This is a genomic window from Agrobacterium pusense, from assembly GCF_013285525.1.
GTDB classification, from domain to species: Bacteria; Pseudomonadota; Alphaproteobacteria; order Rhizobiales; family Rhizobiaceae; genus Agrobacterium; species Agrobacterium pusense.
This window is the reverse complement of record NZ_CP053857.1, coordinates 1,734,852-1,750,323: the sequence shown is the minus strand read 5'-3', so window position 1 is coordinate 1,750,323 and position 15,472 is coordinate 1,734,852. Positions and strand designations below refer to the sequence as shown.

The 15,472-nt window shown below is 60.1% G+C and carries 15 protein-coding genes; 9 read left to right on the top strand and 6 right to left on the bottom strand.

Features of this window, described 5'->3' with window-relative positions:
• Positions 1 to 40: 40 nt before the first annotated feature.
• Positions 41 to 943 (top strand): amino acid ABC transporter substrate-binding protein, encoded by a 903-nt coding sequence (locus HQN82_RS21590; protein ID WP_173615894.1) that lies wholly within the window; start codon positions 41 to 43, stop codon positions 941 to 943.
• 39 nt (positions 944 to 982) lie between these two features.
• Here HQN82_RS21590 and minE read toward each other — a convergent pair whose 3' ends face one another.
• The 3 genes from minE to minC are packed head-to-tail and all read right to left on the bottom strand — an operon-like array spanning position 983 to position 2,819.
• Positions 983 to 1,243 (bottom strand): cell division topological specificity factor MinE, encoded by a 261-nt coding sequence (gene minE, locus HQN82_RS21585; protein ID WP_004438814.1) that lies wholly within the window; start codon positions 1,241 to 1,243, stop codon positions 983 to 985.
• On the bottom strand, positions 1,240 to 2,055 hold the full coding sequence (gene minD, locus HQN82_RS21580) for a septum site-determining protein MinD (RefSeq protein ID WP_004438810.1): 816 nt from the start codon (positions 2,053 to 2,055) through the stop codon (positions 1,240 to 1,242). Before minD ends, minE begins: the two co-directional genes overlap by 4 nt.
• A gap of 35 nt (positions 2,056 to 2,090) precedes the next feature.
• Positions 2,091 to 2,819: a septum site-determining protein MinC gene (gene minC, locus HQN82_RS21575; RefSeq protein WP_173615893.1), complete on the bottom strand. Its 729-nt coding sequence runs from the start codon at positions 2,817 to 2,819 to the stop codon at positions 2,091 to 2,093.
• 406 nt (positions 2,820 to 3,225) lie between these two features.
• Here minC and HQN82_RS21570 point away from each other — a divergent pair, with 406 nt between their 5' ends.
• The 7 genes from HQN82_RS21570 to uxuA all read left to right on the top strand — a co-directional run bounded on the left by HQN82_RS21570 (position 3,226) and on the right by uxuA (position 10,415).
• Positions 3,226 to 3,912, top strand: a complete 687-nt coding sequence (locus tag HQN82_RS21570) for an HAD family hydrolase (protein WP_173615892.1) — start codon at positions 3,226 to 3,228, stop codon at positions 3,910 to 3,912.
• Between the two features lie 363 nt (positions 3,913 to 4,275).
• On the top strand, positions 4,276 to 4,992 hold the full coding sequence (locus HQN82_RS21565) for a FadR/GntR family transcriptional regulator (RefSeq protein ID WP_004438798.1): 717 nt from the start codon (positions 4,276 to 4,278) through the stop codon (positions 4,990 to 4,992).
• A 62-nt stretch (positions 4,993 to 5,054) separates the two neighbouring features.
• Entirely contained in the window at positions 5,055 to 6,029 is a 975-nt protein-coding gene (locus HQN82_RS21560; protein ID WP_173615891.1) for a sialic acid TRAP transporter substrate-binding protein SiaP, read from the top strand.
• 60 nt (positions 6,030 to 6,089) lie between these two features.
• On the top strand, positions 6,090 to 6,662 hold the full coding sequence (locus HQN82_RS21555) for a TRAP transporter small permease (protein ID WP_035208172.1): 573 nt from the start codon (positions 6,090 to 6,092) through the stop codon (positions 6,660 to 6,662).
• Between the two features lie 4 nt (positions 6,663 to 6,666).
• The gene (locus HQN82_RS21550) at positions 6,667 to 8,073 is read left to right on the top strand and encodes a TRAP transporter large permease (protein ID WP_112636098.1); all 1,407 of its coding nucleotides are present in this window, start codon (positions 6,667 to 6,669) and stop codon (positions 8,071 to 8,073) included.
• A gap of 69 nt (positions 8,074 to 8,142) precedes the next feature.
• Entirely contained in the window at positions 8,143 to 9,210 is a 1,068-nt protein-coding gene (locus HQN82_RS21545) for an L-idonate 5-dehydrogenase (protein ID WP_173616040.1), read from the top strand.
• Entirely contained in the window at positions 9,207 to 10,415 is a 1,209-nt protein-coding gene (gene uxuA / locus HQN82_RS21540; RefSeq protein ID WP_173615890.1) for a mannonate dehydratase, read from the top strand. Before HQN82_RS21545 ends, uxuA begins: the two co-directional genes overlap by 4 nt.
• Before the next feature lie 26 nt (positions 10,416 to 10,441).
• Here uxuA and HQN82_RS21535 read toward each other — a convergent pair whose 3' ends face one another.
• Complete coding sequence (locus HQN82_RS21535; RefSeq protein ID WP_234904886.1) at positions 10,442 to 10,792, bottom strand: antibiotic resistance protein VanZ; 351 nt, start codon at positions 10,790 to 10,792, stop codon at positions 10,442 to 10,444.
• A gap of 246 nt (positions 10,793 to 11,038) precedes the next feature.
• Here HQN82_RS21535 and HQN82_RS21530 point away from each other — a divergent pair, with 246 nt between their 5' ends.
• Entirely contained in the window at positions 11,039 to 12,550 is a 1,512-nt protein-coding gene (locus HQN82_RS21530; RefSeq protein WP_173615889.1) for an aldehyde dehydrogenase (NADP(+)), read from the top strand.
• A 54-nt stretch (positions 12,551 to 12,604) separates the two neighbouring features.
• On the opposite strand, the gene HQN82_RS21525 is transcribed toward HQN82_RS21530, so the two are convergent.
• Both HQN82_RS21525 and HQN82_RS21520 read right to left on the bottom strand, forming a co-directional pair.
• The gene (locus HQN82_RS21525) at positions 12,605 to 13,603 is read right to left on the bottom strand and encodes a TRAP transporter substrate-binding protein (protein WP_173615888.1); all 999 of its coding nucleotides are present in this window, start codon (positions 13,601 to 13,603) and stop codon (positions 12,605 to 12,607) included.
• A 15-nt stretch (positions 13,604 to 13,618) separates the two neighbouring features.
• Positions 13,619 to 15,451, bottom strand: a complete 1,833-nt coding sequence (locus HQN82_RS21520; RefSeq protein WP_173615887.1) for a TRAP transporter large permease — start codon at positions 15,449 to 15,451, stop codon at positions 13,619 to 13,621.
• Positions 15,452 to 15,472 lie beyond the last annotated feature (21 nt).

Here is a 15,472-nt window from a genome sequence, read left to right as displayed (position 1 = left end):
GAAAACACGTTTCGACAGATACTTTAGCTGGAGATGCGCGATGCAGAGATCGACATTATGGCTTGCATTAGGAAGTTTTAGCCTTTTATCCACTTATGCGGCCGGGCAGGAAGTGCAGCCGCCGACACTCGAGACCATTGCTAGAACCGGTGTCATCCGGCTGGGTTATGCCGATCGCAATATCCCCTTCTCGTATCTCGGCACCGGCCCGGAGCCGATCGGCTACAGCATCGAGCTTTGCCTCAAGGTGGTGGATTCCATCAGGGAAAAACTGGATCTGCCGGGACTGAAGGTCGACTTCGTCAAACGCACGCCCAGCAATCGGATCACGCTTCTCAATGACGGCACGATCGACATGGAATGTGTGGCGAGCACGAACACGGAAGAACGGCGCAAGGCCGTATGGTTCTCCTACAGCCACTTCATCACCGGTACGCGATACGTGGCGCTGAAATCGAGCGGCCTGAATACCGTCGCGGATCTCGCCGGGCGTACGGTGGTGGTAACGACGGGAACCATCAATATCGGCCAGTTGAACGTGCTCAATCGCAAACTAGGGCTGAACATCGCCGTGCTGCAAAACGACAGCACCGAAGGCGGTTTCGAGATGGTGACGGAAAACCGTGCTTCGGCTTTCGTCATGGACGATATTCTTCTGCGATCCTTCGTCGCCGAAACAGGCAGGCCTGAGGATTACGCAATTTCAAATGAATATCTTGCGCCACCCCAACCCTACGGCCTGATGCTTCGCCACGGCGATACCGGTTTCAGAGATGCCGTCAACGAGGCCTTGGGTGAAATCTATGCGAGCGGTGAAATCGAGAAAATCTACGAGAAATGGTTCAACGCTCCGATCCCGCCGAACGGGATGAACCTTCAGCGCCCGCTTCCGGACGATCTCGCTGACGCGTTTCGAAACCCCGTGGATACGACCGCGCAGTAAAAACGCCGCCCGGTTGGGGCGGCGTCTTTCATGCCTATGTCACGCGGCGCGGAGATCTGCGCCGAGCGGAATTTCGACGTCGATCTCGAGAATCGAGAAATGTTCGTCGCGATCCATCTTCACGTGCACACGGTCGCCGTCGATCTGTACATGCTTGGCAATGACGCCGAGAATTTCTTCCCGCAGGATGGCGACGAGATCAGAGCCCGATGAGGCCCGCTCATGGGCGAGCAGCACTTGCAGGCGCTCACGCGCAAGCGGTGCCGACTTCTGTTTGCGGAAAAGATTGAAGAGACTCATGCGGCCCTCCTTGCGAAGATCTTGGAGAAGATGCCACGCTTTTCGCCCGGAATGACCACCGGAATATCTTCCCCCGAAAGGCGGCGGGCAGCGTCGAAATAGGCCATGGCCGGCGCGCAACGGGCATCTGCGAGCGTGACCGGCGCACCGACGTTGGAGGCGCGCAGCACATCCGAACTCTCGGGAATGATGCCAATCAACGGGATCGACAGGATTTCGAGAACATCGTCGACCTTGAGCATATCACCCCGCTCCGCACGCGCAGAATCATAGCGGGTAATGAGAAGGTGTTTTTCCATGCGCTCGCCGCGCTCGGCCTTCAGCGTCTTTGAATCGAGCAGGCCGATGATGCGGTCGCTGTCGCGCACCGAGGAGACTTCAGGATTGGTAACGACCACAGCCACATCCGCATGGCGCATGGCCAGCGTCGCGCCGCGCTCGATTCCGGCGGGGCTGTCGCAGATCACCCAGTCGAAGTGCTTCTTCAACTCGTTGATGACCCATTCCACACCTTCCGGCGTCAGATTGTCCTTGTCCCGCGTCTGCGAGGCGGGCAGCAGGAACAGCGTCTCCAGGCGCTTGTCGCGGATCAGCGCCTGCGTCAGCTTGGCATCGCCCTGAATAACGTTGACGAGATCGTAGACCACGCGGCGTTCAGCACCCATGACGAGATCGAGGTTGCGCAGGCCGACATCGAAATCGACGACCACGACCTTCTCTTTATTCTGCGCCAATGCGGCGCCAAGCGCTGCGGTCGAAGTGGTCTTACCAACCCCGCCCTTGCCGGAAGTTACAACGACTACCTTCCCCATATGGCTCTCTCCTGTTCGTGCGTGTTTATCTGTTATTAGCCGAGTTTCGCGGCCTTGATCGTATCGTCTTCCAGCCAGAGCTGAACGGGTTGCCCGCGCAGCTTGTCGTCAATGTCCTCAGCCACCTTGTAGACGCCGTCGATTGCCAGAAGCTCGGCCTCCAGCTTGCGGCAGAAGATGCGCGCAGAGACATTGCCGAGCGAACCGGCCATGGCCCGCCCGCGCAGCGCGCCATAAACATGGATCGAACCGCCAGCGATGATCTCCGCCCCCGAGGCGACCGAGCCGATGACTGTCACGTCACCTTCGGGAAACATGATCGACTGGCCGGAGCGCACGGGCTCGTTGATGACGAGCGACTGCACGACGGCGCGGATCTCGCCCGATGTACGGGGCTTCTCTTCCGGCAATTCGGCAGCCACGGCGACCGGCTCGACCTCGACATCGGAAGCCGGCTTCCCGCCCTTCAGCGATGGGGGCATGCCCGGCTCGATCATCGAGGGACGAACGCCCTCGATGCCCATGATGCCGACATTGCGCTCCCTGAGCGCCGCCAGCAGTTCCTTCAGACCCGCCTTGTCGAGCGACAGTTCCGAAACATCGAGGACCACCGGCCGCGACAGGAAGAAGCCCGCCGAACGCGCCGCGAGATCATCGAGCCTTTCCAGCCATTGATCGACCGGAGCTTCGGGGGACAGGACGACTGCGAGGAAGGAGCGGCCTTTGATGCGGATGGAACGCTGGTCTGTTAGCACTTTGGTCATCTTGGTAAACAAATCGTTGACAATTAGGTACCTCGAATATGGTTAACAAATGGTTAACGCCACCCTCAAGAGAGGGAAATCGTTAAGAAAATTCCGGTTTCGAAACTCTCATGCAGAATCTTCAAGAACATCTGCTATCCCCTTGAATCTGTGACATTCCCTGGCATGTGAAGGCAAAGGATAACAGCGAATCCTTGCTGCAGGCTGACTCCCGGTGTGGCTCTGTTCGCCGTCGCCTTGGCTGCCGACGACCTCGACTCGCGTGTGTCTGACTGCGTCCGATTCCGGGACAACATCCCCCACCCGCGGCAGATGACCATCGGACCTTGGTGGCTGAAAAACGATTCCGTTATGCCTGACAATACTGTAGAGACAGGCGAGGCCGACAGTTCAACGGAAGAATGAGATGCACAGCAAAGTCCCGCCGCAAAACCAGATTTTTTCGCAAGAGTTTGCGGCCTTCCTGTTCGACATGGATGGCACACTCGTCAATTCGATCGCCGTCGTCGAGCGCGTATGGCGGGAGTGGGCAGTGGCGAACGGCATCGAGCCGAATGCCTTCCTGCAGCGCATTCACGGCATGCGAGCCTCGGAAGTTATCCGCCGTGAGGCCATTCCGGGTCTCGACGTGGATGAGCAGGCCGAAATGATCCTTCGTGCAGAGATGGATGATGTGGATGGCATTGTTCAAATACCGGGCGCCGGCGCTTTCCTACAGTCGCTGCCGGCGGGCAAGTGGGCTATCGTGACGTCGGCCGTACGCGAACTGGCTGAACGCCGGCTCGCAGCGGCGGGCATTGCACCGCCGCCTGTCATGATCTGTTCGGAAGACGTGGTGAACGGCAAACCCGATCCTGAAGGCTATCGAAAAGCGGCCGAAAAGCTCGGCGTATCACCGCAGGACTGCATTGTCTTCGAGGACGCCCCCGCCGGCATCCAGGCGGGGGAAAACATGGGGGCGTCAGTGGTGGTCATCAACGCCACCCATTCGCATCCTATCGAAACGCCACACCTTTCCATTGGCGGCTATGGTGAGGTGAATGTAATTATCGGCGGTAGAGGCGGCTTGAAGCTGGCGACGGGCAGAGGCTGAAAAGCCGCCCGCAAAGGGAAAGAAGCGATCGCTCGCCAGCCGATGTCGCGAGCTGGCAAGCCATCGCGCCCCGAGGTCATCCAAAACATTGAGAGAGGCAAAGTTTGCGACTTTGCCGTCGTTCTCCACCCAAGGAATCCGGCTGCCCGGCCAGCTCGCGGCCAGAACTAGGAAATGGCAGAACCCCGGGAGCCAGAGCCCCGGGGAGCGTGACAATACCGCCCCGCTGAGCCTCCTGACGACCTCCGTATATTTTTCATTAACGTCTAATTGACAGCGTCGCCCAAATGCGCCCTAATGAAATTGGTAAGACAATCTTACCGCTTGCGCGATTGAGGGAGACTTTCGCGCTGGGAGGACATCATGTTTGTGGCTCTTGAGCCGCGCCGCCTTTACCGGCTGGTTGCGGAACAAATTCGCTTGCTCATCGAAAGCGGGGAACTGACCGACGGTCAGCGCCTGCCGGCGGAACGCGACCTTGCGGAACGCTTCGGCGTATCGCGCCCCACGGTGCGGGAAGCGCTTATCGTTCTTGAAGTGGAAGGCCATATCCATATTCGCATGGGTTCGGGCGTCTATGTAAACGCAACCGGCAAACAGGGGAAAGAAAAGCCAACAGTGCCGGATGCGCATGGGCCTTTCGAAATCCTGCAGGCGCGTTGCATCATCGAAAGCGCTATCGCGGAGGAAGCCGCACGGCTCGCCACGCCGGAATGCATCGTCAAACTTGATGACATCATCGAGCGCATGGCCGGCGCACTCGACAATTCACCGCAGGCGCTCAATCTCGACCGGGCCTTTCACACCGCCATCGCCGACATCATCGGCAACTCGGCGCTCAACCGCTTTACCGGCCTGATCTATGACGAGCGCAGCCTGTCACCCTTTTTCGAAAAGCTCGCCAGCTATTTCGAAGGTCCGCACACCTGGAACCTCGCCGTGCAAGAACACCGGGTCATCCGCGACGCCATAGCCGCCAACGATCCGGAAGGTGCCCGGGAGGCGATGCGGCAGCATCTGACGCTGTCGCAGAAGAGATTTTCCGAAAGTTTCGGGGAGGAAACGCTCGGAGAAGAATAACCGCCGCCGCAACCGGCGACGGGAAAAACGGAAATCTGGCTTTAATTCGGGAGGAGTTAAGAATGAAAATCAGATTGTCGACTTTGATGGGCGCAACAGCGGCCATCCTGCTCTCGGCGCTTGCGGCGCAGGCGCAGACCGCACTGAAATGGGCACATGTCTACGAAACCTCAGAGCCGTTCCATACGGATTCGGTCTGGGCCGCGGAAGAGATCGCCAAGCGAACCGATGGCCGCTACAAGATCGATGTCTTTCCGGCCTCACAGCTCGGCAAGGAAGCGGATATCAATCAGGGCCTGAAGATCGGCACCGTTGATATCATCATTTCCGGCTCGAGCTTCGCGGCGCGTGACTACAAGCCGATCGGCGTCACCTACTTCCCCTATATCTTCCGCGATCCGAGCCATCTGATCGCCTATACCAAGAGCGACATTTTCAAGCGGCTCGCCAAAGGTTATGAAGACAAAACCGGCAACCACATCGCCGCCGTCAGCTATTACGGCACGCGCCACACGACATCGAACAAGCCGATTGCCGCCTGCGCCGACATGGCGGGGCTGAAAATGCGCGTGCCTGATGTTCCCGCCTATCTCGCCATGCCACGCGCCTGCGGCGCGAACACCACGCCGATTGCCTTCGCGGAAGTCTATCTGGCGCTCCAGAATGGCACCGTCGATGCGCAGGAAAACCCGCTGACAACCATCGAGGCAAAGAAATTCTTCGAAGTGCAGAAGAACATCGTCCTGACAGGCCATATCGTCGACCACCTCAACACGGTGATCTCGAAGAACCTGTGGTCCAAGCTCTCAGATGAAGACAAAAAAATCTTCACCGAAGTCATGCAGCAGGCCGCCGAGCGCACCACCAAGACCATCGAAGGCCGCGAGAAAAGCCTCGTTGAAGACTTCAAGAAGCGCGGCCTGACCGTCGCCGAAGTCGACAAGGCCGACTTCGAGAAGAACGTCCTCGAAAAAGTGAAGTTCGAGGATTTCGGTTACGACAAGGCCGACTGGGAAGCCATTCGCGCCGTCAAGTGAAGCAAGATCCGGTGCGGCCCTCTCGCCGCACCGCCCTTTCTCTCCAGACGGGATATCTCAATGTCGCAGGAAATTCATACTCAGGTCACGCCTGAGGAACTCGCCCATACGTTCGACGAGGCGCCGCCGGAGGTCGATCTCAAGGTTTATTCATTCGAAGACTGGGTCACGCTTGGCCTCTTCTGGCTGATGACAGGTTGCGTGTTCCTCCAATTCTTCACCCGCTACGTGCTCAATGACAGCTATGCCTGGACGGAAGAAATCGCCGTCAACTGCCTGATCGGCGTCGTCTTTTTAGGTTCGGTCATGTGCGTGCGCATGTCGCGCCACATCCAGGTGGATGTGCTTTATCACTACGTGCCGCCGCAGGTGGCCCGCGCCATGTCGATCCTCGTCGATGTGCTGCGGATCCTGTTCTTCGCCTACACCTCTTGGCTGATGTGGCGCTACATGGAAATCGTCGCGGATGAGGAGATGGTCACCGTCGCCCTGCCGCGCAGCATCGTCTTTTATACGGTTCTGGCCGCTTTCGTTCTGATGTTCTTCCGGTCGGTACAGGTCTTCATCGCCAATATGCAGCGCGGTTATTCCGTTCTGGAGCGGCCCGAAGAATTCCAGAGCGCGGGGGATTGATCACATGCTGCTTCTCATCGGCTCCTTTCTTCTCCTGATGGTGATCGGCCTGCCTGTCGCCATCTCCATGGCTTCGGCGTCGCTGCTCTACATCGTGTTTTACAACGTCGCGCCCGACATCATCGCGGCGCAGCGCCTGATCGCAGGTGTGGAAAGCTTCCCGCTTCTCGCCGTTCCCTTCTTCATCCTAGCCGGCAACTTGATGAATACGGCAGGCGTGACGGGACGTATCTATTCCTTCGCCGTCGCGCTCGTCGGCTGGATGAAGGGTGGTCTCGCCCAGGTCAACATCATCGGTTCGGTGATCTTTTCCGGCATGTCGGGCACGGCACTTGCCGATGCGGCCGGTATCGGCACCATCGAGATCAAAGCCATGAAGGACCACGGTTATCCGGTCGAAGCGGCCGTCGGCGTCACCGCCGCCTCCGCAACGCTCGGCCCGATCTTCCCGCCATCGCTGCCCTTCGTCATCTACGGCATGATGGCCAATGTCTCCATCGGAGCATTGTTCATGGCCGGCATCATTCCCGGCGTCGTCATGACGCTTCTGATGATGATAACGGTCGCCGTCTTTGCCTATATCAAAGGCTGGGGCTCCGATACACCGTTCAGCCTCAGAACGATCTTCGGCGCATCGATCGAAGTCTTCGTGGTGATGATGGTGCCGCTCGGCATCTATATCCTCACGGCGCTCGGTCTTTCCCTCAACCTGTCGATCCTGATCGTGCTGGTCATCCTGCTCGCCTGCGACTGGTATTTCGATTTCTCCGCCGTGATGGCGCTGATGACGCCCGTGATCCTGATCGGCGGCATGACCATGGGCTGGTTCACACCGACGGAAGCAGCCGTCGCGGCCGTTCTGTGGTCACTGTTCCTCGGCCTCGTCCGCTATCGCACGATGACCTTCAAGACGCTGGCGAAATCGACCTTCGACACGATCGAAACCACCGCATCGGTGCTCTTCATCGTCGCGGCGGCCTCGGTTTTCGCATGGCTTCTGACGGTCAGCCAGGCAGCGCAGCTCCTGTCGGCGGCGATCCTGACGATCACGGACAGCAAGTGGATTTTCCTTGTGCTGGTCAATCTGCTGATGCTGTTCGTGGGCTGCTTCCTCGATACGATTGCGGCCATCACCATCCTCGTGCCGATCCTTCTGCCGCTCGTGCTGCAGTTTCATATCGATCCGGTGCATTTCGGCCTCATCATCACGCTCAACCTGATGATCGGTCTGCTGCATCCGCCGCTCGGCATGGTGCTGTTCGTGCTCTCGCGCGTGGCGAAACTCTCCGTCGAACGCACGACCATGGCCATCCTGCCCTGGCTGGTGCCGCTATTCGTGGCGCTGCTGTTGATCACGTTCGTTCCGGCAATCACCCTGTGGCTGCCGACCGAAATGGGCCTGATCCGCTGAAGAGGCACCCTGCCCGCGCGGTTCGCCGCGCGGGGTCATCATTCCATATCAAGACATGAGGGCATGGTCATGCAGACCCGCGTGGCACGTCTATACGGCGAGAAGGACATTCGCGTCGAAACAGAGAATCTCGCTGAGCCGGGACCCGGCGAGGTGCTGCTCGCCATGGCAGCGGGTGGCATCTGCGGCTCCGATCTCCATTATTATCAAGATGGCGGTTTTGGCCCGGTCAGGGTGCGCGAACCGATCATCTCCGGGCATGAGGCATCCGGCCATGTGCGGGCGCTGGGGAAAGGCGTCAGCGAGCTCGCCATCGGCCAGCTCGTCGCCGTTAATCCCTCGCAACCCTGCAGCCATTGCCAGTTCTGCCTGAAGGGCCAGCCGATCCATTGCCTCGACATGCGCTTCATGGGCAGCGCCATGCGCCTGCCGCACGAACAGGGCATGTTTCGCGACCGGCTGGTGGTTCCGGCAAAACAATGCGCGCCATTTCCAGCCGATACCTCAGCTGCTGAAGCGGCCTGCACCGAGCCGCTTGCAGTCTGTCTGCATGCCGTCGCCCAGGCGGGCGATCTCACCGGCGCTAAGGTGCTGGTGACGGGAGCCGGCCCAATCGGCCTCTTGACCATCGCCGCCGCCCGCCATGCGGGCGCAGGTATCATCGTCGCAACCGATCTGACCGATGCGGCGCTGGAACGCGCACCAGCCATGGGTGCGGACCGCACGATCAATGTCGCAAAGGACGCCGAGGCGCTTTTGCCCTACCAGGATGACAAGGGTTATTTCGACGTCATTTTCGATTGCTCCGCGGCTGGCCCCGCGCTCCGCACCGCCTTTGCCTGCGTGCGCCCGCGCGGCATCATCGTGCAGGTGGGCGTAACCGGTGACATTACCATTCCGCTCAATGCGTTGGTGGGCAAAGAAATCCTCTGGCGCGGTTCGCAGCGCTTTCATGATGAATTCGCCATCGCCGCCGGGCTGATCTCAACGCGCAAGATCGATGTGCGGCCGATCATTTCCCACAGCTTCCCGCTTGATGAGGCGAAGGCCGCATTCGAGCAGGCCGGAGACCGCTCGGCCGCCTGCAAGGTGCAACTGACTTTTTCCGCAGACGGAATTTTTGAGGACGAAAGATGAGACATACATGGCGCTGGTTCGGCCCGGTTGACAAGGTCACGGTTCAGGATGCGGCTCAGGCGGGTGCGGAAGGCATTGTCAGCGCGTTGCACCACATCGCCACCGGCGATGTCTGGCCGGTGGACGAAATAACCAGGCGGCATGAGGCCATCAAAGCCGGCGGGCTTTATTGGGACGTGGTGGAAAGCGTGCCCGTCTCCGAGGCCATCAAGACCCAGACGGGCGACTGGAAAACCCATATCGCCAACTGGCAGGAAACGCTGCGCTGCCTCTCGGCGTCAGGCATCCGCACTGTCTGTTACAACTTCATGCCCGTGCTGGACTGGACCCGCACTGACCTGCGCTGGGAAACGAAACACGGCGCGAAAGCGATGCGCTTCGACCTCACCGATTTCGCTGCCTTTGATATTCACATTCTCAAGCGCCCGGACGCGACGCGGGATTATCCTGACTGGTTGCTGGAGGATGCGGCAAAGCGGTTCACCGAGATGCCCGACACAAAAATCGTCGCGCTATCGCGCAATATCGGTGCTGGCCTGCCCGGCTCGGCGGATGGTTATACCCTGCCGGAACTCATCGAAAAGCTGCGTTCCTACCATGGCGTTAATCGCGAAAGGCTGCAGCAGAACCTGATCGACTTTCTCTCCGAGGTGACGCCGGTTGCCGAAGACGTCGGCATCAACATCTGCGCCCATGGCGATGATCCGCCCTGGCCGCTTCTCGGCCTGCCGCGTATTCTCTCAACGGAGGCGGATTACGCCCATATGCTGTCGCAGGTCGACAGCCGCGCCAACGGCGTCACGCTCTGCACCGGATCTCTCGGTGCGCGTGCGGATAACGACCTGCCCTTTATCGCCAGCCGTTTTGCAGATCGAATCCATTTCGTGCACCTGCGCAACGTGACGCGCGACACGGACACCGTGCCCTGCTCCTTCTTCGAGGACGAACATCTGGAAGGCGGAACCGACATGGTCGCCGTCATTGCCGCCCTCATCACCGAAGAAGCCCGTCGGCGAGCGGAGGGCCGTGAAGACCACACCATTCCGATGCGGCCGGATCACGGGCAGGAAATTCTCGACGACCTCACGCGCGGCGCCCAGCCCGGTTACCCCGCCATCGGGCGATTGAAGGGGTTGGCTGAGCTGCGCGGCATCGAGCGTACGCTGTCACACAGCCACTTCGGTCTCGCGAATGGCAATGGCTAATCGGAAATCTGACCGCAGGGGATGTGTCAGCCTGCGGCCATCTTCGCCCGAAACATGAGGTAGGAATAGGCGGCCGATCCGCCGGCAACGGCACCAGCGGCCTTCACGGCTGCGTCGGTCAGATGCGGATGGCGTGTCGGCGACAGGAATTGCAGCGCCTCGATGCCAAAAGCCGCAACGATGCCCGCGACGATGATGGCAAGCCAGTAACGCGGATAGGCGAGCACGAAGGCGGCCGAACAGAGGGCGAAGGCACCTGCGCGGTCGATGCCAACCGTCGTCAATGTGTGGGGCCTCAGCCCAATGGGGCTGACAGTCACGATTACAATCAGCAGAAGAAGCGACCAGGCAACATATTTCGGAAATCTGTTTGTCATCATGGCGTCACATTAGAGCGTCGTGTGCGTAAACGGAAGCAGGTCTTTTTCACGCTTCGCCCAATTAATCACACTTTTTGGTCAGATAGTTGAAAAACCGGCTTTCGCTCAGGCCCTACACGGGCTAAGGCAGAAGGCAACCGGGCGAGGATCGCGGCTGATGGCGCTTGCGCTGTCGCCTTTCGGTGCAACGTCACGGTGTCGGGTGGGTTTTCCACACAGGATCAGTTTTCAGGGAAGAGCACAATGAGTTTCAAGCCGCACGGCAAACATCTGGTTGCAGGAGAATGGGTCGCAACGGAAGCAAAATTCCGCAGCGAGCCTGCACATGGCGAAGCTTTCGATTTTTCGGTCGGCACCGTCGATCTGGTGAATGCCGCCTGTGAGGCAGCTGAAGAAGCCTTCTGGAGCTACGGTTACACCACCCGCGAAGAGCGCGCCGCATTCCTCGACACCATTGCCGATGAGATCGAAGCTCGCGCTGACGCCATCACCGAAATCGGCTCGTCCGAGACCGGCCTGCCCGCAGGACGTTTGCAGGGCGAACGCGGCCGCACCGTAGGCCAGCTTCGCCTGTTCGCCTCGCACATCCGCAAGGGTGACTATCTCGACCGCCGCCATGACGAAGCGCTGCCGGATCGCCAGCCGCTGCCGCGCCCGGATATCCGCCTGATGCAGCGTCCGATCGGCCCTGTCGCCGTTTTCGGCGCGTCGAACTTCCCGCTCGCCTTCTCCACGGCCGGTGGTGACACCGCTGCGGCTTTGGCTGCAGGTTGCCCTGTTGTCGTCAAGGGTCACTCCGCCCATCCCGGCACCGGTGAAATCGTTGCCGAAGCGGTTCTTGCCGCCGTCAAGAAGCACAATCTGCATCCCGGCGTCTTCTCGCTGATCCAGGGCGGCCGTCGCGATGTCGGTTCCGCGCTCGTGCAGCATCCGCGCATCAAGGCGGTCGGTTTCACCGGTTCGCTCGCCGGCGGCCGCGCACTGTTCGATCTCTGCGCCCAGCGCCCCGAGCCGATCCCCTTCTTCGGCGAACTGGGTTCGGTCAACCCGATGTTCCTGCTGCCGGAAGCCGTTGCCAACCGCGGCGAAGCCATTGCCAAGGGCTGGGCGGGTTCGCTGACCATGGGTGCGGGCCAGTTCTGCACCAACCCCGGCATCGCCGTCATCCTCTCCGAGCAGGCGGATGCGGTTGCTGAAACCGCACGTGCCGCTCTTTCCGAAGTTGGCCCGCAGGTCATGCTGACTGACGGTATCGCCGCTGCCTATCGTGATGGCCGCGACCGTATCGCTGCCGGCAACGGCGTGCGCGACGTTCTGACCACCACCTGCAACCTGCGCAATGCAACGCCTTACCTGTTCCGCGTTTCGGGCAAGGACTGGGTTGCCAACCATGCGCTCTCAGAAGAAGTCTTCGGACCGCTCGGCCTGATCGTGACTGTTGATAGCATCGAAGAAATGCTTGAGGTTGCCAAGAGCTTCGAAGGCCAGCTGACGGCAACCATGCATCTCGATGCAGGCGACGCCGAACTTGGTCGCAAGCTGCTGCCGATCCTGGAACGCAAGGCCGGCCGCGTTCTCGCCAACGGTTTCCCGACCGGCGTGGAAGTTTCCGAAGCCATGGTTCACGGTGGCCCCTACCCGGCCTCCACGAACTTCGGCGCAACCTCTGTCGGCACCATGTCGATCCGCCGTTTCATGCGCCCGGTTTCCTATCAGAACATTCCCTCGGACGTTCTGCCGGAAGACATTCGCTAATAAAAAAGGGGAGGCGCTCACACGCCTCCCCTGTTCTTCGTCTGACCCGTAGTCTCAGGCAGACTGCACGGCCTGTATCTTCTCGATACCCCCAACGATGCCGGCAAAATCCTGCCAGACGCCCTGGGCGCCCTTGCGCCATTCATCCAGCGCTTCCGGCTGCAGCACCTTGCCACCCTTGGACAGCGCAAGCTCAACGGACTTCGTTTCATCTTCAACGATCAGCTGGTTGAAGTACTTCGCGCCTTCGCTGGAAGCCTCTAACAGCACCTTCTTTTCTTCGTCATCCAGCTGGTTCCAGAAGGTTGCGCCATAATAAACGACGCCTGAAGCCCAGATATGGCCGGTTTCCGTCAGATAAGGCACGACCTCGTATAGCTTGAAGCCGGCATAGGCGGACTTGGTAAGATCCATGGCATCGGCCACGCCTGTGGCCAGCGCATTATAGGTCTCGGTGATCGGAATACCGACCGGCGTGGTGCCGAAGGCGCTCCAGAGCTTGGTGTGCAGCGGGCTCTGGATGACGCGGATCTTCTTGCCTTCCAGCTGCTCGGGGCGTGTTACCGGTTCCTTGGTCAGCAGATGGCGCGCGCCGTAATTGATGAAATCGGCAGCGATGAATTGCTGGGCGGCGAGCTTTGTCTTCAAATCGTTACCAGTCTCGCCGGTTACCACCTTGCGCACGTGTTCCCCATCGCGGAACAGGAAGGGCAGATCGAGGATCTGCAATTCCGGCACCCAGCCTGAAAGCGAGGACACGGTTGAAAGACTGGCCTGAACCGATCCCAGCCGAATATTCTCCGCCACTTCCTTTTCGCCGCCCAGCGCACCGCTCTTGACGATGTTGAAACGGAAGCGACCGGGCAGCTTCGCTTCCACCAGCTCACTGATCTTCACCCAGATTTTCGTCTCCGGCTTGTCGTCAGCGAAAAGCGACGCAACGGTGAGGCTGCGGGTTCTGGCATTAGCCGTGCGCACGAAGGCCGGTGCGGCGAGCGTTGCCGCGCCGAGAGCGGAGAGTTTGAGGAGGTGGCGACGGTCGATAATAGTCATGAATAAAGCCCCGGATTAGAAGAAAATGGCCCAGACACACAGAATGGCGAGGGAAACGAGAAGGGAGAGGAGATAGGGAACGACGGCCCGGAAAAGAGCTGTCGCCGGAATACGGGTGACGCCGCTCACCACAAAGATCAGCATGCCGAGCGGCGGTGTCAGGCCGTGGATCATGAGATTGACCACGAGGATGACACCGAAATGGATGGGATCGATACCGGCTGCCACGGCAGCGGGCAGAAGGATCGGCCCGAACAGCAGGATGGCAGCACCGATATCAAGCACAAGACCGACCACGAGCAGAATGAGGTTGGACAGCAGAAGCACCGCGATCTTGCTGCCACCGAGCAATGTCACGAAGTCGGTGACAAGACCGGAGACATTATCGACCGCCAGGAGAAAGGCGAAGGGGCCAGCCGTGCCGATCAGAAGGCCGATCGCAGCCGCTTCACCCGCCGATTGGCGGAAGGTTGCAAAAATGCGGCCCGCGCCCAGCCGGTATCCGAAGCCGAGAAGCAGCGTGTAAAGCGCTGCAAGCGCTGCAGCTTCCGTGGTCGTGACGACGCCAATGCGGATGCCGACCACCACGATGACGCCAAGACCGAAGGCAGGTATCGCGGCCACGGCCGAGCGCCACCGCTCGGAGCCCGTCGCGCGAGGCAGGGTATCAACGCTGCGCACGCTGAAATGGATCGCCACCGCCAGACAGATCGCCATCAACCCGCCCGCGAAGAAGCCGCCGACCAGCAGCGACCCGACCGAAAGGTTGGTGGCCGTTGCGAGGATGAGAAATGCGATGGAGGGCGGAATGACGTTGTCCAGCACGGACGTGGCGGCGATGATCGCACCCGCCTGCGCGGGTGGATAACCATGCTTGACGAGTTCCGGCTGGAAGGTGGAGGCGCCGAAGGCGGCATTGGCGACTGAAGAACCGGAGGCGCCCGAAAACAGCACGCTGGTCAGAAGCGTCGTCTGGGCCAGCCCCGCCCGTCGGTGGCCGACCATGGAGGCAGCAAAACGGACAAGCTGGTTGGCGACGCCCGATTCCGTCAGCAGACTTCCCGCCAGCAGGAAGAAGGGGATGGCGAGCAGCAGGAATTTCGACATGCCTGTGACCGTGGAGGAAACGATGGCCGGCTCCGGCAAAGTACTGCCGAAGGCAATCGCCACATAGGCGGCGGCGAGGAAGGCATGGGCAAGCGGCGCGGCCAGAACCAGCCCCACGGCTGCCGTCAGCGCCAGAAACAGGCTCGGCGGCAGTGTCGTATCGACGAAAATTTCCGGCAGGCCCACATAGGAAACAACAGCAATGACGACGGAGAGCAGAACAGCAAACGCCTTGCCTTCACTGACGCGCTGAAGCGCGAGATAAACAAAGATCAGTGCGCCACCCGCACCAAGAAATCCGAAACGCACCCATTCCGGCAGGCCAAGCGTCGGGGACGTCCCGCCCAGCATTGCCGCAATTTCTACCCCGCCGAAGGCGAGTATGAGCGCGGCAACGAACGAGAAAGCATCGGCCAGGACTTCCGTGCCAGCATGGAAACGTTCCGGCAGGAAGCGCACAAAAACATCAAGCCGCATCGCAAGCGCGCTTTTGAGACTGAGAGGCGCGCCGACAGCGATCATCGCGACATTAAGCCAGATGCCCAGATCTTCCGCGCCGATGAAGCCGGTGTGAAACAGATAACGCAGGGTCACATTGACCAGGACCACCACGAGCAGCGTGGCAAGGATTGCTGCCGCGACCGCGCCAAGTACCTTGTCCAGAATGGCCAGCAGCCGCCCTGCCACACGCTGCGGACCGATGCGGCCTTGTGCCGATGTCGTTGCGGGACTTGCCATCATGTCTGTCTTCTCCACTCCCGA